The 22,942-nt window shown below is 35.8% G+C and carries 22 protein-coding genes; 11 read left to right on the plus strand and 11 right to left on the minus strand.

Annotated features, from left to right (window positions below; all coding sequences use genetic code 11):
• The first annotated feature begins 159 nt into the window (after window positions 1-159).
• From ahcY to EL260_RS19055, 4 genes are all read left to right on the plus strand, one after another.
• Entirely contained in the window at window positions 160-1,473 is a 1,314-nt protein-coding gene (gene ahcY, locus EL260_RS19040; protein WP_123857086.1) for an adenosylhomocysteinase, read from the plus strand.
• A gap of 98 nt (window positions 1,474-1,571) precedes the next feature.
• Complete coding sequence (locus tag EL260_RS19045; RefSeq protein ID WP_123857088.1) at window positions 1,572-2,402, plus strand: hypothetical protein; 831 nt, start codon at window positions 1,572-1,574, stop codon at window positions 2,400-2,402.
• 164 nt (window positions 2,403-2,566) lie between these two features.
• Window positions 2,567-2,959: an inner membrane protein YiaA gene (gene yiaA / locus EL260_RS19050; protein ID WP_089737179.1), complete on the plus strand. Its 393-nt coding sequence runs from the start codon at window positions 2,567-2,569 to the stop codon at window positions 2,957-2,959.
• 147 nt (window positions 2,960-3,106) lie between these two features.
• The gene (locus tag EL260_RS19055; RefSeq protein ID WP_123857090.1) at window positions 3,107-4,783 is read left to right on the plus strand and encodes a BspA family leucine-rich repeat surface protein; all 1,677 of its coding nucleotides are present in this window, start codon (window positions 3,107-3,109) and stop codon (window positions 4,781-4,783) included.
• A gap of 57 nt (window positions 4,784-4,840) precedes the next feature.
• Here the strand turns inward: EL260_RS19055 and purE are convergent, their stop codons facing one another.
• A complete protein-coding gene (gene purE / locus EL260_RS19060; RefSeq protein ID WP_123857092.1) occupies window positions 4,841-5,344 on the minus strand; it encodes a 5-(carboxyamino)imidazole ribonucleotide mutase in 504 nt (167 codons plus the stop codon).
• Between the two features lie 254 nt (window positions 5,345-5,598).
• On the opposite strand from purE, the gene EL260_RS19065 reads away from it, so the two are divergent.
• Window positions 5,599-6,507 carry a DMT family transporter gene (locus EL260_RS19065; RefSeq protein WP_123857094.1) on the plus strand — a complete coding sequence of 303 codons (909 nt, stop codon included), beginning with the start codon at window positions 5,599-5,601 and terminating at the stop codon, window positions 6,505-6,507.
• Window positions 6,508-6,586: 79 nt separating this feature from the next.
• On the opposite strand, the gene EL260_RS19070 is transcribed toward EL260_RS19065, so the two are convergent.
• A complete protein-coding gene (locus tag EL260_RS19070) occupies window positions 6,587-7,507 on the minus strand; it encodes an alpha/beta hydrolase (RefSeq protein WP_123857096.1) in 921 nt (306 codons plus the stop codon).
• Between the two features lie 239 nt (window positions 7,508-7,746).
• Between EL260_RS19070 and EL260_RS19075 the strand changes: the two genes are divergently transcribed.
• From EL260_RS19075 to EL260_RS19085, 3 genes are all read left to right on the plus strand, one after another.
• Window positions 7,747-8,310 carry a hypothetical protein gene (locus EL260_RS19075; protein WP_123857098.1) on the plus strand — a complete coding sequence of 188 codons (564 nt, stop codon included), beginning with the start codon at window positions 7,747-7,749 and terminating at the stop codon, window positions 8,308-8,310.
• A gap of 6 nt (window positions 8,311-8,316) precedes the next feature.
• Window positions 8,317-10,440 carry a cation:proton antiporter gene (locus EL260_RS19080; protein ID WP_123857099.1) on the plus strand — a complete coding sequence of 708 codons (2,124 nt, stop codon included), beginning with the start codon at window positions 8,317-8,319 and terminating at the stop codon, window positions 10,438-10,440.
• A 181-nt stretch (window positions 10,441-10,621) separates the two neighbouring features.
• A complete protein-coding gene (locus tag EL260_RS19085) occupies window positions 10,622-11,293 on the plus strand; it encodes an SH3 domain-containing protein (RefSeq protein ID WP_123857101.1) in 672 nt (223 codons plus the stop codon).
• Window positions 11,294-11,375: 82 nt separating this feature from the next.
• On the opposite strand, the gene EL260_RS19090 is transcribed toward EL260_RS19085, so the two are convergent.
• Entirely contained in the window at window positions 11,376-12,488 is a 1,113-nt protein-coding gene (locus tag EL260_RS19090; protein ID WP_123857103.1) for a 5-(carboxyamino)imidazole ribonucleotide synthase, read from the minus strand.
• A 24-nt stretch (window positions 12,489-12,512) separates the two neighbouring features.
• Window positions 12,513-13,064: a DUF1543 domain-containing protein gene (locus EL260_RS19095; RefSeq protein WP_123857104.1), complete on the minus strand. Its 552-nt coding sequence runs from the start codon at window positions 13,062-13,064 to the stop codon at window positions 12,513-12,515.
• 97 nt (window positions 13,065-13,161) lie between these two features.
• On the opposite strand from EL260_RS19095, the gene EL260_RS19100 reads away from it, so the two are divergent.
• The gene (locus tag EL260_RS19100; protein ID WP_123318315.1) at window positions 13,162-13,992 is read left to right on the plus strand and encodes a sulfite exporter TauE/SafE family protein; all 831 of its coding nucleotides are present in this window, start codon (window positions 13,162-13,164) and stop codon (window positions 13,990-13,992) included.
• The gene (locus tag EL260_RS19105) at window positions 13,992-14,375 is read left to right on the plus strand and encodes a DUF1634 domain-containing protein (RefSeq protein WP_123857106.1); all 384 of its coding nucleotides are present in this window, start codon (window positions 13,992-13,994) and stop codon (window positions 14,373-14,375) included. Before EL260_RS19100 ends, EL260_RS19105 begins: the two co-directional genes overlap by 1 nt.
• Here the strand turns inward: EL260_RS19105 and gloA2 are convergent, their stop codons facing one another.
• Window positions 14,376-14,753: an SMU1112c/YaeR family gloxylase I-like metalloprotein gene (gene gloA2, locus EL260_RS19110; protein WP_123857107.1), complete on the minus strand. Its 378-nt coding sequence runs from the start codon at window positions 14,751-14,753 to the stop codon at window positions 14,376-14,378.
• A gap of 29 nt (window positions 14,754-14,782) precedes the next feature.
• Complete coding sequence (locus EL260_RS19115) at window positions 14,783-15,223, minus strand: nuclear transport factor 2 family protein (protein ID WP_123857109.1); 441 nt, start codon at window positions 15,221-15,223, stop codon at window positions 14,783-14,785.
• Between the two features lie 144 nt (window positions 15,224-15,367).
• Between EL260_RS19115 and EL260_RS19120 the strand changes: the two genes are divergently transcribed.
• Window positions 15,368-16,483 carry an endonuclease/exonuclease/phosphatase family protein gene (locus EL260_RS19120; RefSeq protein ID WP_228445538.1) on the plus strand — a complete coding sequence of 372 codons (1,116 nt, stop codon included), beginning with the start codon at window positions 15,368-15,370 and terminating at the stop codon, window positions 16,481-16,483.
• A 46-nt stretch (window positions 16,484-16,529) separates the two neighbouring features.
• On the opposite strand, the gene EL260_RS19125 is transcribed toward EL260_RS19120, so the two are convergent.
• The 5 genes from EL260_RS19125 to EL260_RS19145 all read right to left on the minus strand — a co-directional run bounded on the left by EL260_RS19125 (window position 16,530) and on the right by EL260_RS19145 (window position 22,884).
• Window positions 16,530-17,585: a diphosphomevalonate/mevalonate 3,5-bisphosphate decarboxylase family protein gene (locus EL260_RS19125; protein ID WP_123857110.1), complete on the minus strand. Its 1,056-nt coding sequence runs from the start codon at window positions 17,583-17,585 to the stop codon at window positions 16,530-16,532.
• Between the two features lie 70 nt (window positions 17,586-17,655).
• Entirely contained in the window at window positions 17,656-19,425 is a 1,770-nt protein-coding gene (locus EL260_RS19130; protein WP_123857112.1) for an AMP-dependent synthetase/ligase, read from the minus strand.
• On the minus strand, window positions 19,422-20,435 hold the full coding sequence (locus EL260_RS19135; protein ID WP_123857114.1) for an NAD-dependent epimerase/dehydratase family protein: 1,014 nt from the start codon (window positions 20,433-20,435) through the stop codon (window positions 19,422-19,424). The genes EL260_RS19130 and EL260_RS19135 overlap by 4 nt, the downstream gene beginning before the upstream one ends.
• Before the next feature lie 495 nt (window positions 20,436-20,930).
• Window positions 20,931-21,935 (minus strand): MvdD family ATP-grasp ribosomal peptide maturase, encoded by a 1,005-nt coding sequence (locus tag EL260_RS19140; RefSeq protein WP_123857116.1) that lies wholly within the window; start codon window positions 21,933-21,935, stop codon window positions 20,931-20,933.
• On the minus strand, window positions 21,928-22,884 hold the full coding sequence (locus EL260_RS19145; protein WP_123857118.1) for an MvdC/MvdD family ATP grasp protein: 957 nt from the start codon (window positions 22,882-22,884) through the stop codon (window positions 21,928-21,930). The genes EL260_RS19140 and EL260_RS19145 overlap by 8 nt, the downstream gene beginning before the upstream one ends.
• Between the last annotated feature and the right edge of the window lie 58 nt (window positions 22,885-22,942).

The following is a 22,942-nucleotide window of genomic DNA, read 5'->3' on the forward strand; positions in this document are numbered from 1 at the left end:
GTATTTGTCAGATAAAAGTAGTTATTTATATTAAGACTAAATAATTTTAAATCATGTTTAATCTCATGAAACTGAAATTGAACTGCCGTTTTTTTATCTTAATTATAAATTGTAATTTTGCCTTTCGTTATCAATTGAATTTAAATTTATTCATTACATATGAGTACAACAACACAATACGTTCCTTATAAAGTTAAGGATATCTCCCTTGCAGAATGGGGAAGAAAAGAAATCACCCTTGCAGAAGCAGAAATGCCAGGTTTGATGGCTATCCGTGAAGAGTACGGACCGTCTCAACCGCTTAAAGGAGCAAGAATCGCTGGATGTCTTCACATGACGATCCAAACGGCTGTGCTTATCGAGACATTGGTAGCTTTAGGAGCTGAAGTTACTTGGTCATCTTGTAATATTTTCTCTACACAGGACCACGCTGCTGCTGCTATTGCTGCTGCAGGAATTCCGGTTTATGCTTGGAAAGGTTTAAATGAAGAAGACTTTGACTGGTGTATTGAGCAGACCTTATTCTTTGGTGAAGACAGAAAGCCATTGAACATGATCCTTGATGATGGTGGAGATTTAACCAACATGGTTTTTGATAAATACCCAGAGTTTACAAAGGATATCAAAGGTCTTTCTGAAGAAACAACTACCGGAGTACACAGATTGTACGAAAGAATGAAGAACGGAACTTTGGTAATGCCGGCTATCAACGTAAACGACTCTGTAACTAAATCTAAATTCGACAACAAATACGGATGTAAAGAATCTGCAGTAGATGCTGTAAGAAGAGCTACTGACGTCATGCTAGCTGGAAAAAGAGTGGTAGTTTGCGGATACGGAGACGTAGGTAAAGGGACTGCTGCTTCTTTCAGAGGAGCTGGTTCTATCGTTACGGTTACTGAAATTGATCCAATCTGTGCGCTTCAGGCTGCAATGGATGGATATGAAGTAAAAAGATTAGATACTGTGGTAGATAACGCAGATATTGTCATCACTACAACAGGTAACTTCAACATCGTAAGAGGAGAACACTTCCTTAAGATGAAAGATAAGGCTATTGTTTGTAACATTGGTCATTTCGATAACGAAATCGATATGGCTTGGTTAAATGAAAACTACGGTTCTACTAAATCTGAAGTGAAGCCTCAGGTAGATATCTATACCATCGAAGGAAAAGAAGTAATCATCCTAGCAGAAGGAAGATTGGTAAACCTTGGATGTGCTACAGGTCACCCAAGTTTTGTAATGTCTAACTCTTTCTCAAACCAAACTTTGGCTCAGATCGAGTTATGGAACAATTCTGCAGCATACGGAAACGAAGTATACATGCTGCCTAAGCACTTAGACGAAAAAGTAGCTGCTTTACACCTTAAGAAATTAAGCGTAGAGCTTGAAACACTTTCTCCTGAGCAGGCTGAATATATCGGAGTAGATGTAAAAGGCCCATTCAAGCCTGAATACTACAGATACTAAGATTCATAAATATGATATTATCCCACTATTTTGAAATAGTGGGATTTTTTTATGTGGATTATTAAACATTTTCTATTTTTGAGTGCAAAAATTATATTATGAAAACTTATTTATTTCTGGGGGCTCTAAGCTCAGTCTTATTCTTTAGCAGTTGTAGCGGTGATGATGATCATGATACACCCAATAATCCTGAAGCTAAAATATTCTTAAGTAAAGTCACCACTATTAATTATACTAATCCTTCTAACAGTAATACAAGTGTAGTAACATTTGATTATAACAGCAAAAAACAATTAATCAAAGTTTCATCACAAGGCAGAGCAACAAGCTTTGAATATGATACTACCGGAAAACTTTCAAAAACAAATTATTATAATACGGATGGAACAATTGCATATTATACCACCTGGACTTATAATGAAAATCAACTAACTACAATTAAATCAATCTATCCAGATTCTAATGGTAACACAACAAAGGTTTATACCTATAACAACGATAAAATCACTGGTACTTCCCTTTGTTCTTCATTAAATTGTACTCTTCCATCTACTTCATCATATACTTACAGCGGTGATAATGTTTCAACGGAAATCTCATTCAGTGATAATATAGGTGGTCCATTTACTTTTAAAAGAGAGTTTTCCTACGATAACAAGATCAATCCTTATTCTCTTACCAATATATACTTTAGAACTTATTTAGCGGGCACACAATTTTTAAGTCAAAATAATTATACGTCAGAAAAAATAAGCCGTAAGGATAGTGAAGGAAATTGGATTCAGATTCAAAATATGACCTATGAAATTCAATACAATAGCTCTCAATTACCTTCTAAGGTCATAGGAAAAGAGGATGGCAAGACCTTGATAGAGTATAATTACGAATATATTACTTTACAAAAACAATATACAACCTTTCCAGGTTAGGAACGTTTTGCCTTTTCAAAATCAGATTATCAGCTTACATATAATAAGACGAAAGATGAAGATCATAGGTTCATCACTCCGTATTTTTCCCATATTTTCCAATGATAGCAACAATGTTAACAAAAAATGAATATATTTAGCTCTTTAAACAAAACATTAAATTCATGAAAAAACAAAGAGTATCAAATGCATTTGTCGCAGCCTCTTGGGTCGCATTGGGAGCAGGAATGATCGGTTATATCGTAGGTCTTGCAAGAGCAGAAATGCTGCTGAATGAGAAAGGTTACTATTTTACGATCTTATTATATGGTTTATTTGCCGTTGTATCTTTACAGAAAGCGGTTCGTGATAAATTAGAAAACATTCAGGTAACAGATATTTATTATGGCATCTGTTGGTTTGCTACCTTGTCCTCCATCGTATTACTGGCGATCGGGCTTTGGAATGCCACCATACTTCCAAGTGAAAAAGGATTTTATGCCTTCGCTTTCCTTCTGGCACTATTTGGTGCTATTGCCGTTCAGAAGAACACCCGAGACAATATGCTTCAGGAATAATATAGAAACTCTCCCACACAGGGAGAGTTTTTTATTTTATACACCCCAATCTCTTTTTAACAAATGAAAACACATTAAAAGCTTAAAATAATTAACAAAATAAACGTTTATTTTATTTTAATTATATTTATTTCACAAAATACTGATATGCATAAAAAATTTTTACCTTTTCTCTTTTTTATTGTATTCTTTCAGATCACAAAAGCTCAAAGTGAGTTTATTACTGTCTGGAAACCAAGCCTCCCTTCATCTTCTTCTGTAGGAATTCCGTATAATTCTAATGAAAATCAGATTTGGCTGCCCGGAAAAGGAACCAATTACCATATCTATTGGGAAGAAATCGGCTATCCGTCTCATAATGCCACAATATCAAATGTATTTTCAGATTATCAGATTTTTATTGATTTCGGACACCCATTAAATCCTGTTCCTTCTGATGCCACTTATCGGGTGAAGATAAGTAATGGAGATGGTAATTTTAACCAAATACAATTTATGAATTCCCAGGTTATGAACGGAAACCAACCTCTTGATATCGTAGGAGATTCATTTAAAATAATAAACGTTGAACAATGGGGAAATATAAAGTGGGCTTCCATGCAACAGGCGTTTTACCGTTGTCAGAATCTCGATATTACGGCAACCGATACTCCTGATCTTTCTGCGGTAACCAATATGTCTCTCATGTTTTATTCCTGTCATAATCTGGTGGGAAACCCTACCATCAATAACTGGGATATTTCCAATGTTACCTCCTTAGTAGGAACTTTTAATACATGCTATCTATTTAACCAACCTATAGGAAACTGGAATACCTCAAATGTTACCTCAATGGGAACCACATTTCTAATGGCACAAAAATTCAATCAGCCCATAGGAAATTGGGATACTTCTAAAGTAGTAACTACAACTTCTATGTTTTTATATGCTTCCGAATTTAATCAGCCTATTGGGAGTTGGAATATGTCCAATAACCTCCAAATGGAACTGATGTTTGTCAATGCTGCAAAATTTAATCAACCCATAGGAAACTGGAATACCTCAAATGTTGTTGACATGCACGCTATGTTTCAGTTTGCTACAGATTTTAACCAGGACATCAATACCTGGAATACGGGTAATGTAAAATTGATGAGAGATATGTTTTTTATGGCTGAAAAGTTCAACAGTAACCTTTCAAACTGGAATGTAAGCAATGTAAAAGACATGTCCAATATGTTTAACGGAGCAAAAAAATTCAATCAAAATATTGATGGATGGGATGTAAGCTCCGTGAGAAACATGGTTGGTATGTTTAGTGATGCAGAAACTTTTAATCAAAATTTAGGGAACTGGAAACTCAACTCTTTACAAATAGCAAACAGTCTTATAGCAAATACTGCTATTAGCTGCCAGAACTATAACAATACTCTTTATGGATGGAGTCAAAATCAATCAATATCTAATACTATCAATATATCACCAGTTTCCTCTCTTGTTTATTCAACTCCACAAGCCGCTACGGCAAGAAATTATCTAATAAACAACAAAGGCTGGACGATCACAGGAGATACCTATAATCCGGAATGTGCATCTCAACTTGGAACTTCTGATATAAAAACAAATAATAAAATAGGTATCTACCCTAATCCTGCAACAAATTTCATTTATACAAAAAATACCCATGCAGATCGTTATACCATTTTGGATCCGACTGGCAGAATTATTATTAAAGGAAGTCTGGCGAATGAACAAATCAATATTCAAGCCTTGCCTCCTGGGAATTATATCTTACAACTTCACTTGAAGGACAATACTCAATCTTTAAAATTCATTAAAAAATAGAAATAAGAAAGCCTCGCTGGAAAGTGAGGCTTTTTATATATTGAGTTCAGAGGTAAACTATTGATCAAAATGATTAGGATGCTGGGCTTTGATGTCTTCCACAGTCCCCAATACTTTATCTTTCAAAGAATCCTGATATTTTCGAAGTTTAGCTGCTACTTCTTCATTACCGCTTCCAATGATTTTAGCTGCTAAAATTCCGGCATTCAATGCTCCGTTCAACGCTACGGTTGCCACCGGAATTCCACCCGGCATCTGAAGAATTGAAAGTACAGAATCCCATCCGTCAATAGAATTACTTGACAAAATTGGCACTCCAATTACAGGAAGTGTTGTACAGCTTGCCACCATTCCCGGAAGATGAGCTGCTCCTCCAGCTCCGGCAACAATCACTTTCAGTCCTCTTTCCTGAGCTGTTTTTGCATAATCAAACATCCTTTCCGGTGTTCTGTGCGCTGAAACTACAGTCAATTCATAAGGAATATCCAAACTTTTAAGGAAATTTGCAGCCTGTTCCATAATCGGCAGATCACTCTGACTGCCCATAATAATACCTACCATCTTCAATTTTTATTAGATGCTCAAAGATAAAAAATTAAATTTTAAAGCTGGAAGTTAGCAGACGGGAAAGCTTGAAATTTATTTCCGAACAACATAATACCAATTCATTTCATACTGCAATTTCTAAAAAAACTGCTATAACTTCCATTTTCCGGACCTCCTTCCCTTTCATCTGTATCACAGAAAATCTTCTCAACTGTACCCATCAGTATCATAAAAAAACAGTTACATTTGTTTGTTACACTTCATTTACTTTGAAAGATTATAAACTTATTTTCGCTGTTCTCACCGTTGCTTTTGTCTGGGGAACTACATTTTTAGCCATTCGGGTGGCTGTAGAAACCATCCCGGCATGGTTTGTAGCAGGAATCCGTCAGTTTTTAGCCTCCATCATTATGCTTATTGTTCTTATTTCAAGAAATGAATTCAAATGGATTGGCTGGAAAAGTTTGGGTTACCAGATTGTATTTGCTACCTTGATGTTAGTTATCGCTAACGGAATGACTACTGTTGCGGAAGAAACCGTATCAAGCAGTCTGGCATCTCTTATTAGTGCCTGCTCTCCCATTCTCGTATTTTTGGGAAGTGTGGCCGTTGGGTTACAAAAGTTTAGCATCCGGGCCTTTCTCGGTGTTCTCTTATGCTTCAGTGGAATTCTTTTTATTTTCTGGGACGGCCTGCAGGACCTCGCCAACCCCGATTACAGAATGGGAATGATCTTCCTTTTTTGTGCCATTTCAGGATGGGCATCTGGAACAATTTTCACCAAGAAACTGAATATCCAAAGCGGAAATATCACCCTTAATCTGTTTTACCAGTTCCTGTTTGCAGGAATTGTTCAGATCATCCTGGCTTTTCTATTTTCAGAGAACTATAACTTTGGAAACTGGTCTTTAAAAAGTGTTTCAGCAATGTTATATCTGTCTATTTTTGGTTCTGTAGCTGCCTTTTTTGCATTTCATTATGCATTAACCAAAATCTCTCCGGTGCAGGTTTCCATATTGGCTTATATCAATACCATTATTGCCATATTCCTGGGCTGGCTGATTATGGATGAACAGATTTCAATGAAATTCATTCTTGCTGCTGCCTTAATTATTTGCGGAGTATTTATCATTAATTACAAACCGGAAATGTTTAAAAGACAAAAGATGACTGCATAAAATAAATGAGTATGAGAGCATGAATACTCCTTTTTTCAATGGTTTTCAGGAAGAATTCTATAATTGTTCAAACTATACATTATTTGTAGATTCCGTTTATTTTTAACCAGTTTAAAAACAAATTTGTCCATTCACCCGTATTGGTATCTTTTTTACCCAATCCCCAGCCATGCCCTCCGGATTGAAACAAGTGTAATTCCGCAGAAACTTTGTGGTCCTTCAAGGCCTGATACATAAGGATACTGTTTTCAACTGATGAAATAGGATCATCTTCAGACTGAGCCAGAAAGGTGATTGGAGTTTGTACTGTTACCTGCTTCTCAACAGAATATTTTATCTGATCTTTTGTGTCTGATGATTTTCCCAATAATGATTTAAACGAATGTGTATTGTTATTAGGTGGAAGCATAGATACAACAGGATAAATCATTGCTGTAAAATCTGGTCTGGCTGAAACTTGATCAATGGCATCCTGTAAGGGATAGTACACTTTGTCAAAAGTAGAAGAAATATAGCCCGCGAGGTGCCCCCCTGCAGAAAAGCCCAAAACGCCTATCTTATCAGGATTAATTTTATATTTCTCCGCATTACTTCTGATAATTCGTAAGGCACGTTGAGCATCCTGAAAAGGGACTGATTCAGTTTCCCAACCTTCACCAGGCAGTCTGTATATCAATTCAAAAGCTGTTATCCCTTGTGATTTTAGCCACTCTCCTGTAGGATTGCCCTCGGAACCGGATTCAATATGGGCATATCCACCTCCACTTATTACCAAAACTGCAATTCCATTAGGCTCATCAGGCTGATGAATAATCAATTTAGAGGTACTAATATTGGTAAAAGAACCTTTTGATGAAATAATTTCCCTTCCTTTTGGGCCGGGGCTATCCGGCATTTTGGTCCAAAGAGTAATGGTCGGTAAAACACCCGGAACCTCAGCTTTGTTTTGTCCGAAAGATAAATTTGAAAAAAGAAAGATAATCCAAAATGTATTTTTCATTTCCTTGAGTTTTACTTAACGATACTATAAGATTGGTAAAATTCATTTCATTACACCATCAAATTGTAACATTAAAAATAATATATATTGAGAAAAAAATCAAGAGATAAAGAGAAGATTATTACCAATTTATAAAAAATATAGTATCCAAATCCCAACCTAAAAAATGAAAAAACACAGAAAAATCGATTTTCATATTCTTTTCATTTTTCTTATATTGTATACTCAACCTATACAACATGCTAAAAAACACATTTTTCATCCTTCTTGCTGCTTCTTTTATTCTGGTAAGCTGTGATTACAAGGAAAAGGAGAAGAACCTTACGGACAGAGAAAAACAATTATTAGAAAAAGAAAAAACATTCGCCAAGAAAGAATCAGAATACCAGTCCCTTTTAAAAATGCGAGACAGTATTTTTGCAAAAAAAGACTCTGTGATCATTGCTACATGGCCTGCAGAGATTTCCGGCCCATGGAACGGAAAAGTAATCTGTACAGAATCCAATTGCAGTGATTATGCTATAGGTGATCAGCGTACAGATATTTGGGAATTTGATAATGATTCTACCCAACCTGTCACAAAGATCATTAATAATAACAATCTGGTAAGATTGTATTCTGGTAAATTTGAAAATAACGAAATCAAGCTTTCTTTCAAGACAGATTCCACCGCTAAAAAAAATGTAGAAATGAGCGTTCTGCTTAATGATATTTCTGACAACAAGATCAAGGGAACAAGAACCATTACATCTGATGGCTGTACCGCTAAGTTCTCTGTTGAATTAGTACGTTCCACCAAATAAACACCTATGACTTTACTGAGTATACACACCCTGAGCCTTCCTATAGAGGATCCGGTACTGAAGTTCCTATTGGTACTGATCATCATCCTTGCGGCTCCATTATTATTGAATAAAATAAAAGTCCCACACCTTCTGGGCCTTATCATTGCGGGAGCTATTATTGGCCCTAATGGATTTAATGTATTATCCAGAGACAGCAGTATTGTAGTAACCGGAACTACCGGACTTCTTTACATCATGTTCCTCGCAGGGCTTGAGATCGATATGGGAGATTTTAAGAAAAACAAATGGAAAAGCTTAGGTTATGGAGTTTATGCTTTTATTTTTCCATTTATCTTAGGATTCCTGGGCGCTTATTACCTGCTGGAATTTTCAACCTTAACGTCTGTTTTGTTTGCCAGCTTGTTTTCCTCGCAAACGCTTATTACTTATCCTCTTGTCAGTAAACTGGGAATTGCAAAAAATCAGGCCGTCAATATTACAGTGGGAGGAACAATGATCACAGATATTGCTACACTATTGGTATTAGCGGTAGTAGTTGGAATGGTTCAAGGAGATGTTGGCACCTCATTTTGGGTCAAATTATCTGTTTCTTTTATCCTTTTTGCCTTGATTGTTTTGATTGTATTTCCTATTATAGGACGTTGGTTTTTCAAAAAGGTAGAGGATAAAATTTCACAATATATTTTTGTATTGGTGATGATTTACCTGGCTGCCATGCTGGCTGAACTTGCCGGTGTAGAAGCTATTATCGGGGCTTTCTTTGCCGGATTGGCATTAAACAGGTTAATTCCTCATACTTCCTCTCTGATGAACAGGGTTGAATTCGTAGGAAATGCTATCTTTATTCCTTTCTTTTTGATCAGTGTCGGAATGCTGATTGACTTTACCGTATTTTTCAAAAGTTTTGATACCTTAATAGTAGCAGCCATCATGCTTGTTGCATCCATTGGTGGTAAGTATATCTCTGCAGTCATTACTCAAAAAACCTTCAAGTTTACCAAAGAAGAGGGAAGACTTATTTTCGGATTAAGTTCTGCTTCTGCTGCTGCAACATTAGCCACAGTGATGGTAGGTTATAATATTATTCTTTCCGAAACTGAAACTGGAGAACCCATAAGATTATTGAATGAACATGTACTGAACGGAAGTATTTTATTGATCCTGATTTCGTGTACAATCTCCTCATTTATTTCCATGTCCAGTGCTCAAAAAATTGCAGAAACAGACAATGAAGATACCGTTTCCGGAGACAGCCATGAGGAAGAAAATATCCTGTTGGCTATTAATCACGAAGAAACTGTAGAGAGAATGGTGAACCTTGGGATTCTGATTAAAGCACATTCTAACACCGAGGATCTTTTTGCTTTAAATGTCATTAATGAAGATAAAAATGAATCCTCTGTAAAGAATGCAGAAAAGCTTCTTCACCAGGCGGCTGATACTGCAGCTGCAGCTGATGTCAAAATACAGGCTCTTAAAAGATATGACAATGATGTTATCAACGGGGTAAACAATGTTATCAAAGAACAGAAAATTACGGATTTAATTATCGGATTGGAAGACGAAAAAGGTTTTTCACCATCTTTTGTCTACAATCTTTATAACGGTTACCTTCAGAATGATGATGTGAACGTATTGGTGTACCATGCTGCCCAGCCACTTTCTACGATTAAGAAGTATGCTGTAATGATTCCTGAAAATGCCCATAAAGAGGCCGGGTTCTTCCATGCACTTTTAAGGGTTTGGAACATCGCCAGAAATTCCGGAGCTACAGTTATCTTTTATGCCCCTGAAAACATTCTGGATATTCTTCAAAAGATCATTAAAAAAGCCAATATAGAAGCTGAATTCATCATTATGAATACATGGCAGGATGGTGAAAAAACAGCAGCTCAGCTGAAAGCCGATGAAGCCCTGATCATTTTGATGGCCAAACGCGGAATGCAATCTTATATTCCACGTATGAGACTTATTCCAGAATTATTGAACAAGTACTTGAATGATAATAATTATCTCTTGATTTTCCCATTCTCAGAATATGATAAAAATAGCCTTGAAATACGTTCTGTAGGTAATCATGGAGATTTTGTGGAAATCGGAAATGTGATACAGAAGATATTTAAGTAAGGAAATTTTGAAGCTGGAGGCTGGAAGTTATTGAGCATGATACATGATAAATAATCAAGATATCATTGTGCAATTCTCTCAAGAAATTGAGAAGTAAATATCCGTCTATAAGTAACTTCCAGCTCCCTTATTGCAGCTTTTTCAAATAATAAAAACTATTTTTGTTCAAAATTAAAATTCATTGAAAACAAAGAAGATATTCCTTTTAACAGCCACTTTAAGTGTACAATTATCATTTGCTCAGTTTGCAAAAGTTGTGGATAAAGAAGGCTATGTTAATGTAAGGGAAAATGCAGATGCAAAAAGTAATATCGTAGGAAAGGTGAATTCGGATGAGATCGTCTATATCTTTGAGTCTGACCCGACGAATAAGAATTGGGCTAATGTAAGTAATGGTTATATCCATAGTTCAAGACTGAAATATATACAAACTTATCAGGCTGTTCCCCCCACTCTACGTGATGGAAATAAAGCAATTTTTAAATCAGGAAATATTAAAGTAAATATTGTTTCCGGAAAATTTAATTTTAAGGAAAATGAAAAAGACTTCACCTCAACATTATATGGTGATTTCTATAAAGAACAGCAAGTTTGGGGGTTAGACGGGATAATCCCTAAGACTCATTACCTTTCCATTACTGCACAGATTGGAGACAAAACCGTTCAAATTCCTACCAAGGATATTGAAAACCTGTTTCAAGTCAATAATAAATCTACAAAATGTTATTATGATCATGAGAATGATACTTTATACATTTCAATGCTCAATTCTGATGGTGCCGGTACTTATGTTGCCCTTTTTACCATAGAAAAAGGCGAATATAAAGGAAGAACATTGGAAATTCCTTTTTAAGCTATCGCAGAGATGCTTATGGAAAAAGTAAAAGGCAACTGTTTTTATATACAGTTGCCTTTTTTATATCTGTTCAATTCAGTTATTCTGAAATCACTCTTACCATTCCCTTCACCATTACCAGCTTTTCCATAAGCTCTTCTCTGGAGTCTGCCAACACATTGATGTGTCCCATTTTTCTTCCCGGTTTGGTTTCTGTTTTTCCGTATAAATGAATGTAAGTCTCAGGTAATTTAAGAACATCTTCCATTCCTTCGTATACTACCTTTCCAGCGTAGCCCTCTGCTCCTACCAGATTCAACATTCCGCTGTAGGTAATAGCATCCGTATCTGCTAAAGGAAGATTTCTTACCACACGATACATCTGTTCAAACTGAGAATTCGTATTTCCTTCCTGGCTTTGATGTCCTGAATTATGCAATCTTGGAGCTGTTTCATTAACCCATACTCTACCTTCCTTATCAAGGAATAATTCAATGGCAAAAAGTCCTGGAGAATTTACTGCGTTTAAAAACTTCTCAGTGATAACATCAATCTGGTGCTGAACATCTTCAGTAAGTAAAACCGGACATACATTAAAATCTAAAAGATTAAGTTTTGGATCAGCCACCATTTCTGTTACCGGGAAAGTATTGGTTTCTCCTTTTTCATTTCTGGCAACAATTACAGAAAGTTCTTTATCAATATCTACCAGGCTTTCAATGACTGAAGCCTCTTTCCACAGATGCTGATAATCATCTTCTGTTTTAATAACCTGTACTCCCTTTCCGTCATATCCGCCTGTATTCATTTTCTGAACAAACGGTAATGGCATCATGATCTTCTCATCACTGTTCCACACTACCTGAAATTCCGGGCTTGGGATATCGTGAGCTTTATAAAATTCCTTTTGGAGGATCTTTTGCTGTATGGTTTTGATGATACTGGCATTAGGAACCACTCTGATTCCCTGCTTTTCAAGTTCAGCCAATGCATCTGCATTTACGTGTTCTATTTCAATGGTTACCACATCCTTATCTTTCCCAAAGTTCAGAACAGTATCGTAATCATTGAAATTTCCTTGCGTAAAATATGAGATATTGTGGCATGGTGCATCAGAAGCCGGATCCAGAGTATAAAACTCATCATCATACTTCAAGGCACTTTGTATCAACATTCTTCCCAGCTGTCCGCCTCCCAGAATTCCTATTTTCATTTTTTATTTTTATTAGATTTACGCTTATTGAATTTTATCAATTTTTAAATATCCTAGCCCCATTGGATTCTCTTGATTTTCAACATCAGATTTTGTAAGAACAATAGAATATTTTTCTTTCATAGCTTCCGGAAGAATATCATTGACATTAAAAATATCATCAATATCTACTCCATGCTTATCATCAATATGGCTTACTGCTCCTTCAAATCCCATAGTCTTATAGAATTCTGTTGCTTTTGCTCTTTTCACGATCTCTCCCATCGATTGTCCTACCATTAGATGTTGTTCATGAAATTCTTCAAAAAAACCGGGCTTATATCCTCCCAAATTAAGAAAGAACAGTTGGTCTTCTGATGAAGTTTCTCCTTTTTCAACGATTTTCACTTCATAGCCATCAGCAAATCTTACCTCCTGATAACAGTCAAGGTGAATCTTTCCTTCCGCCTCCTTCCAAAAGGCTTTCATATCTGGAATCAAGTCCTTCAGACTTTCAGCAATTCCAAAAAACACGTCATGCTGCTCTATGTTTCTTCCTTTAGGAGTTGCCCCAAGGATCACATAAAATAATTTCATTTCATTTTTCATGCATACAAAAATACGTTAAATTTATCTTTTTCAAATGTTTGGCAGACTACTACAATAATTTTATATTTGTAACATTAATTGTAGTATGTCAGAAATCATCATACTCTTCTTTGGCGCCATTTCTGCGGGCCTATTAGGCTCACTTACAGGGCTTGGAGGAGGGGTTATCATTATTCCTTTATTAACGCTGGGATTCGGTGTTCCAATGCATTATGCTATCGGTGCATCACTCATTTCTGTGATCGGAACTTCTTCCGGTGCAGCAGTTGCTTTTGTAAAAGAAGGTTTTACGAATATGAGAATCGGTATGTTTCTCGAAATTGCCACTACGGCTGGAGCTATTGTAGGGGCTTTAGTTTCGGGGATGCTTAATCCGAATACCATTGGAATTATTTTCGCAAGTATTCTTCTTTTAACAGTTATTTTGAATCTTAAAGGAAAACCAGACCATCAGGAACCTTTGATTCATGGAAGTCTTGAAGAGAAACTAAAACTTTACGGTACTTTTCCGGATAAAGGGATATTAAAAAATTATTCTGCAAGAAATACAGTTCCTGGATTTTTAATGATGATGTTTGCCGGAGCAATGTCCGGGCTTTTAGGAATTGGTTCAGGAGCTTTAAAGGTTTTGGCTATGGACAATATGATGAAACTTCCATTCAAAGTTTCTACAACCACCAGTAATTTTATGATTGGGGTAACGGCTGTTGCCAGTGCACTGATTTATTTCCAGCGAGGCGAAATTATTCCTGTAATTGCAGCACCTGTACTGATAGGAGTGGTTATTGGAAGCTTTATCGGTTCTAAAACACTCATGGTATCCAAAACTAAAAAACTAAAGGTATTTTTTGCTATTGTGATTACAATCCTTTCGGTCTATATGATGTATAACGGTATCAATAAAAGCTTCAGATAATGAAAAAGAATTTTACAGATGTCGATCTGAACCGCTCCGTAGGAAATCTCCTAAGACTGGGTGTAATTCTATCTGTGGCTACCTCACTCATCGGTTTTATCAAACTTTTTACCGAAGGTTTTGAAATGCCTAAAAAATACACCAGCCTTGTAGTGGGAACTTCTTCTGAGAAGGTCTGGAGCCACTTTTGGGACTCTTTATGCAAAGGGGAAGGAATGGCTATTATTCAATTGGGAATTCTTTTATTGATCGTCACTCCGCTGATGAGAATTGTCTTCGCTTTAATAGGTTATTTAAAGGAAAAAGATTACATATATGTATTCATTTCCTCAGTTGTTTTAGCGATCATGGCGGTTAGCTTCTTTGCAGGTTACGCCCACTAATTACATTTCATAGAACTCTAATGGCAATTGGTCAGGATCCTGGGTAAAGAAAAACTCTTTTCCTGTGAATTCATCTATGCGGATCTCTTCACAAGTAAGTCCTTTTCTTATCAATTCGTTTCGTTTTTCCGTTACATTTTCAACCGAAAAAGCAAGATGTCTTAATCCACAAGCTTCAGGCCGGGAGGGCCTTGCAGGAGGATCAGGAAATGAGAACAGTTCGATTACATAATGATCTCCAATAGCCAGATCTAATTTATAAGACTTTCTTTCTTCACGATAGACCTCACGAACAATCTGTAATCCTAAAACCTCTGTATAAAATTGCTTTGATACTTCGTAGTCTGAGCCAATAATGGCAATATGATGGATTTTCATTTTTTATTTCCTGAATAATTAAAATTCTATTATTTTATTTCCTTACAATGATCCTTTCGTCTGGTATCAATAACATATTGAATTTTCCATTCACCATTTTGTTTCACCAATTGAAAACTATTGACTCCGCAATGGGATAATTTCCCTTTCAGGTAAAAACTATAAGGTGTAAACACACTTGCCAGATTTCCATCTGTATGCACAGCTTCTATCCTAATTCTTTCATCCAGATCATCCTTTGTAAACTTAGAAACACTTGCTATGAAATCCTGTACCTGATCACTTTTTACAATTCCCTCTTTTGTAATGGTCTGCATACTGGCATTTTCAGCAAAGGCTGTTTTTACAAGCTCAGGATCAGCATTTTTCATGCCAAGAAACAGGTTACGGATAGGTTTCTCAATTTCCTGATTATGTTGTCCGAAACAGAAGTTACTGAATACGAAAAGAATTGCTGCTATTTTATTCATAAGAAACAGGTTTAGATAACTAAAATAGGTAAAATAAAATTTAGTGGCTATATACAATTTTACATTCGCATTAGTGTAAAATTGTATATAATTACCTAAAATTTAAATTGGTTAGAGGATTTTAAAATTCATTTTTCTTAAATTGTGACAAAATTATTTCAGCCAAAGAATTTTCATATGTGGATTATTTATCTGATTCTGACCATACTTTTACTGGTCTTCACTGTACTGCCCAAAATTCAGCATTCTCACTGGATATTCCGGGTTCCCGAATTTGCTAAAATACAGGTCACTTATCTTATATTTTTTACGTTTCTATTAGGATTCATAATTGATTCTAAAGCATATTTATGGTATTATCAGGGATTTCTGCTTGTTTTGTTTGTTTATCACAGCCAAACCCTTATTAAATATACTCGCTTCTATCCTGTAAAAAAACATAAACACCGTAACAAATCCTCGGAAAAACTCCATTTTGTCTCAGCCAATGTGTATCAATTCAATAATGAATATGAAAGGTTTTTTAAACTTATTGAAAAATATGAGCCTGATTTTTTCATGACTATGGAAAGCAATAGTGATTGGGAAAAAGCAATGAGAAATCTGGAAAAAAAATATCCATACCAGCACAAAGTGACCCTTGAAAATACTTATGGAATGCACTTTTATTCAAGAGTTGAAATTAAGGAAGCCAGAACTCATTATTTTGTAGCAGATGATATTCCGAGCATTGAGGTACATATGGAAACCAATGATGGGTTCTCTTTTGTTTTCTTTGGGGTCCATCCACCACCACCAAGCCCTACAGAAGAGGAAACTTCCAAGGAAAGAGACGGCGATCTTTTAAGTACAGCCAAACGGGTAAAAGATATCAAAAAACCAGTTATTGTTGTGGGAGATTTCAATAATGTTGCTTGGTCAAGATCATCTGTACTTTTCAGAAAAACAAGCCATCTTATAGATCCGAGAATAGGACATTCTTTTGTTTCTACTTTCCATGCAAAATATCGTTTTTTAAGATTTCCCATTGATCTGATGTTTCACAGCGAAGATATTTTTATCAGACAACTGAAGACATTGGAAAATTTTGGATCAGATCACTTGCCGGTATATTGTGAGTTTTTCATAGATCACCACAATGATGAACAAGAGGAACTGGTAGAAACAGCCAGCCCTGAAGAAAAAGCAGAAGCGGAACAAATGATAAAGGAAGGAAAGCAGGAAGATGGCGAACGCGATGCTGTAGTCACTGAAGATTAACAAAATAGGTGAGCAAAAGCCCACCTATTGAATATTATGTTTGTTTTTAAAACTTCATTACATCCTTCACTACCCCATTCTTTTGAGTGTGTTGTAGTAATTCAGTTTCTATAAATGTTTTAATCTGCTCTTCTGAAGTATCCCCTGGGAATAAAAGATGGACGTTAGCACCTGCGTCCAGGGTAAAGAATAATGGTAAACCAGTATCTTTTCTAAAATCCCATATTTTATTGATGACCTCCAATGTTCCTGTTTTCATCAATATAAAAGCAGGATCACTCATCATCATCATGGCATGAAGGGTAAGAGCTTCATGTTCTACCAATTTGATAAAACGTTCCATATCTCCACTTTTCAGAATTTCCTTCATTGGAACAAAGTTTTCCCTTGCCTCCTGGAATCTTCTTTCTGCATAAGGATTGGTATTCATCAAACCATGTCCTACAGTTGAAGAAACGCTTTTCTGCCCCTCATGGATCAATAACACCCAATCATTGAAATTTTTGAATACCTCATGAATTTCAGTCTCAGGATATTCTACTGCAAATAGATCTGAGCTTCCCTGAACTTCTTCTGTTTCACCCCAAACGATCAATCCATTGTATAAACTTCTGCATGCACTTCCACTTCCTAATCTGGCTAAAAATGAAGCTTTTCTCAGAGACTCTTCTTCAGAAGTTTTTCCAGTAAATGTTTCATCTAATGCCATCAGACATTTAGCAATAGCCCCGAATCCGGAAGCAGAACTTGCAATTCCTGAACTGTGTGGAAATGTATTTTCTGTTCTGATGATGTATTTTCCTTTTAAAATCCATGGAAGATACTGTTCAATATTTTTGAAGTATTTTTCAATCTTTTCAGCAAATTTCACTTCTTCATTCCCTGATAAAAAGGTTTGTACAGAAAAAGGTTCATCAGCCAAAAATTCCATCGTAGTATTGGTTTTACAATGATTTAATGTATAACTGATACTTGGATTGGCTGGAATCTGATTGTCATATTTTCCCCAATATTTAATCAAGGCAATATTAGAAGGGCAGCTCTCTGAAACCGTTTGTGTATGAATGGTGAAATTTTCTTTTCCTATAAATGGTGTTGTCATAGTTTAATTTAAGTGATACAACTTAAGTATTTAAAGCTTGTTTTCGCATTTTTTGTAGTTGACAAGTCGATTAATACATCTTCTCTATAATATCTGCATATTTTTTAAGAACTACATTTCTCTTCACTTTCAATGTTGGAGTGATTTCTCCGGTATTGATATCAAATTCTGCTGGCATCAGAGTGAATTTTTTCACTTTCTCATAATCGGCAAGTTGATGTTGCAGTTCCTTAATCTTTTCTTTATAAAGACTGATTATTTTTTCATTTTTCACCACATCTTCCCAGTTTGTAAAAGGAATATTATTCTTTTTAATATAATCCTGTAAGAATTCAAAATTCGGAACGATTAAAGCAGAAACAAACTGTCTTCCTTCTGCAACCAGCATGATTTGCTGAATGAAATTATTATTGGTCAGAAGGTTTTCAATCTGTTGTGGAGCAATATATTTTCCGTTAGAAGTCTTCATCAGATCCTTAAGTCGGTCTGTAATAATCAGGTTACCTTTATCATCAATTTTACCTGCATCACCGGTTTTAAACCAGCCGTCTTCTGTAAATACTTTTTGAGTTTCTTCAGGTCTGTTATAATACCCTTTCATGATTCCGTTTCCTCTGGCCTGGATCTCATCACTTTCTCCGATACGGATTTCTACCCCCGGTAATGGTTTTCCGCTCGTAGCATGTTCAAAATGCGTTAAAGGGAAAAGGGTCAAAGTAGCTGTAGTTTCTGTTAATCCATATCCAACAGTAACGTGAATTCCCACCGACTCAAAGAATCGGGTTACTTCAGGTGATAGCGAAGCTCCTCCACAAGGCAAAAACCATAGTCTTCCCCCCATTTTATTCTTGATCTTACTGAAGACCAACATATCGGCAATGGATTCTTTTATTTTTAATCCAAAAGGAATCGGTTTCTCATTTCTTCTTAATTCTGCAGTTTCCCATCCTGTTTTCAAAGCCCAGTCAAAAATCTTTTTCTTGAAAGATGATCCTTCTTCTGCCTTTTCTAACACTCCGGCATATACTTTCTGGAAGAACCTTGGTACTGCACACATCGCAGTAGGCTTTACTTCTTCCAAGGCTTTGGCTACATTTTTCGGATCTTCAAGGAAGTACACTCTTGCTCCTCCATAAAGACATAATAGGCTCCAGCTTCTTTCAAAAACGTGACTTAAAGGTAGAAACGCCAATGAAAGTTCTTCTTCAAAGTTTTTAAACTTAAAAAATTCAAAGTGAGAATCAAATGCTTTGATGAAATTACCGTGGGTAAGCATAACACCTTTGGGCGTTCCGGTAGTTCCGGAAGTATAGATAAGTGTTGCTGTATCTTCATCTTCTTTCTTACAGATTTCTAGTTCTGAAGAAGATTTTGCGATAAAGTCTTCAAGATAAAAACTATTGAATTCTTTCTTGATCCAAACTGCTTTTTTAGCAATAATAATGGTTTCAAGATAGTTATCCTCTTTGTGTAAAAGTTCCAGACAGGCATCATACTGCATTTGATTTCCTACCAAAACTACCTTAGCTCCGGAATCTTTTATGATATATTCTGCCTGCTCAGCATTATTCGTAGAATAAATAGGAACGGTAATCGCTCCTATAGCCATTGCAGCCAGATCCATAATCATCCATTCAGATGAATTGTCTGAATAAATAGCAACTTTATCGTTTTCCTGAACTCCTGCTTCCTTTAAGGCATTGGCTGTTTTAAAAATAATCTCACTGAATTTCTTCCAGCTCAGCTCTTTCCAGGCTTCTTCTTTCTTTTTAAAACCGATTGCCCCTTTTATAGGATGTTTTTCTACATTTTTAAGGATTATTGCCTCTGCAAGATTCATTTCTTCAGCTTTTTGTCGTTAATATAATTGTTCAGGTGAAAGTCGATGCTCTCTTGTATCGGAATAAACTGGTAATTCAGTTTCTCCCTGACTTTGTGATTGGAAATGGTGTTGAATGAGGATATGGCTTCAATATTTGATTCTGTAGCCATTCTCAATTTGGGAATCAGCCATCCGAAGAGGGTACTGGCTAATTTTCCTATATTTAATTGAGATCTTGTAAGAATTCTTGCCTCTTTAAGACCTAATCGGGTTCTGATCTGTTTTGCCAGATCAGCATATCTGTTGTTTTCAGAAACAATAATAAAACGTTCTCCAAAAACATTGTTTTCCATGAGTTCAATGGCTGTTTTAGCAACATCTCTCACATCTACATAAGCAGACCCGCCTGCAAAAGTAAAGCTATTGTCTTCAAAAGTTGAAAACAGTTCACCGCTGCTTTGGGTCCAGTTTCCGCTTCCTACGATCATTCCCGGATTGATAATAACTACATTCAAGCCTTCAGCAGACGCTCTCCAGGCTTCCATTTCGGATAAATGCTTGGAAATAGCATAGGCAGAATGTTCCAGTTTCGGATTGAAGTCAGAATCTTCATCCAACTCTCCCTTTTCATTATAGTTATCCAAAACAGCTACAGAGCTTACGTGCAGAAATTTTTTAACACCAGATCCTTCACAGGCAAACAATAAGTTTTCGGTACCTTTAATATTGGTACGGTACATTTCTTTTTCATCTTTGGGATGAAAGCTTACTTTTGCAGCACAGTGATAGACTTCATCTACCTCTTTCAATGCATCTTTTAAGGAATCAATATCATCAAAATCTACATTAACCCATTCGATCTTATTAAAAAAATCATCAGGATTCTCCGTATAAAAGCTGTATGAATGCCTTACTTCGTTTAAATTGCTGCCCGATCTTTTGGAAGCACGTACGTTTTTACCTCTTTTAAGAAGTTCCAACACGATTATTCTTCCCAGAATTCCGGTTGCACCCGTTACAAAAACCATTAATTATGTTGCTTGATTGCTGACTAAAATATGATAATATTTTCTATCTTACAATTCTTAAGGTTCCTGTAAAAGTTACCCCAAAAACTGCTTTTGCAAATTTGCGATTTTTAAAGCAAAATTCAACTTTATTTAACCAATATTATCATTCTGGAAATCACAAAATTTGAAACTTAAATGAAGTATTTTATTATTTAAACCACAAATTATGGATTCCAAGAAGCCAAAAGGTATCAACCCTTTTGAACACTTAAGATTTTTACGTTGATAAATTGTATGTATTAGAAGTATCCTTAAGCCTTACGAAAACCTTATATTTTTATTGAGGTGAAGTGAATACCGCAACAATATTTAATTTATTTGAAAACGTAAAAACACGCTTCCTTTGAAGGAATGGCAAAAATTATTTGAATATTGCCAGGATAGTCACCATTACATAAAAAGCCCCGAAAGCATTCAAAAACTTCCGGGACTACTATATAAAAAGTTAATCATTTATACCATCACCACATTATCTCTTCTTGGAGCTTTGTCACAAAGAACATCTGCGATACTTTTAGAGATAAGGTTCGCTTCTGTGAGATTATCCAGCCAGAAGAATTCTCCTGCAGCATTGATTTCGATGAAATAATATTCATCTTCAGGAGAAACAATAATATCTATTGCTCCATAGTCTACATTGTAAATATCAAGAAGCTCCAGAAGCTTTTCTTTAACATCAGTGGGAAGCTCTGTCTGTGTCCATTTATCCAGCAGATTAACTCCGTCTTTTCTCCAGTCCACTTTAGCATCTTCAAACTGTTGAGAATCCACTTCAAAAGCATAGACATCTCTTCCTACAATGGTAACCCGAAGTTCTTTTTTCTTCTGAATCATTTTCTGGAACTGCATTGGGCAATACAAAAGTGAATCAAGTTCTTCAAGTTTATCTTCACTAACTACATTGGTAAAGACTACATTTTCCACACCGTTTTCATAGATAGCAAAACCTGTTTGCATTTTGGCCACTACATTCTGATGTTTCAGAATAAACTGTTTGGCCTCTTCAGGATTATTTGTCAGACAAGTTTCCGGAATGGTGAGTCCTATTTTCTGAGCAATTTTCAACTGTTCTTCTTTACTATCCAGCCTTCTATAGACACTTGGTTTTCCTAATGCATACACATCGATAGATTCAAAGAATCCGAACAATGTATTACGGATTTCTCCCATGGCTGCACTATAGAATTTAGGATCCATTTCCTCCTTTAGTCCTTTCCCTATATTGTAAGCCCGGCGGTACCAGACTGCTGAAATATCATTCAAACGATATTTTTTTTCAGATGTTTCAAGAAATGTCACCCATGATCCGTCCTGAAAAACAGTGGACAGTTTGTTATGTAAAGGATATAGGTCAACATCAAAGCGAATAACTTCGCAATCATTTTCTTTGATATATTCCGTTACCTTTTCAATGGAAAAATTATCTGCAGTATGTGTTATAATTAAGATTTTATTCATGGATATTAATTCTTTTAATAAGATTATCGGCAATTCTTTCTGCTATAGGAAACCCTAGTTCTTTTTCAAGCATTCCCCATTCTCCCTGTGGATTAACTTCTAGAAAATAATATTTACCATCTTTTCCCCGGATCATGTCAATAGCGCCTGTATACAATCCCATTTCCTTCATCATCGAAACCAGATTTGTTTTGACCTCATCAGGCAATTCATAAGCGATCCAAAAATAGCCTTCGTGACCTACTCTCCAATCTGCATTTTCACTGTTATTGATCTTTCCTGTAAAAAATTCTCCATCTACATACATAATCCTCAATTCATATTCTTTATCAATATAAGGCTGAAAAATCATAGGACAATAGATAATATCTGAAAGGTTTTCCAATGTATCCTGTTCGATAATCATCGTGGAGATCAGATCTTCACCATTCATTGTTTTCCGGGTTACCCCATGAAGTTTGGCAATGGCTTTTCCTGAGCAATGCTGCTCAAAAAAAGCTTTTACTTTCTCTTCATCATTAGAAAAAATAGTAGCTGGAATAATCAGATTATTTTGGTGAGCTATTTTTAGCTGAAGCATTTTATTTCCATCTATTTTCCTTTCATTTTCGTAAGGATTGATCCATGGAAGATGCTCCAGTTGGGTAAACAGATTGTAGCGGAGACTTGCATATTCATTTCGAAAGATTTTTTCATATTCCTGATCCAGTTCTTCAGGAACGCTAATACGCCATGCTTTTCTATGCCACACTCCTGTGATATGATCAGAATGAATAAAATTTCCTTTCTCATCAGTTATCTCAAATGAGTTCTCATTAATACTGATTTTCTGAAGATGGTTCAGTTGGTCAGAATTCAGTCTGAAATAAGGGATATTTTTAGAAGAAAGGTGTTGAAAGAAACGATCAATAGTATAAAAATCCTTTGAATGGGTAATACAGAAAATCATTTTGCCCCTTTTATTAAAAAGGGAAACTTAACCTGTTAAGTTTCCCCCTTTGTTACAA

The sequence above is a fragment of the Chryseobacterium nakagawai genome, from assembly GCF_900637665.1.
GTDB classification, from domain to species: Bacteria; Bacteroidota; Bacteroidia; order Flavobacteriales; family Weeksellaceae; genus Chryseobacterium; species Chryseobacterium nakagawai.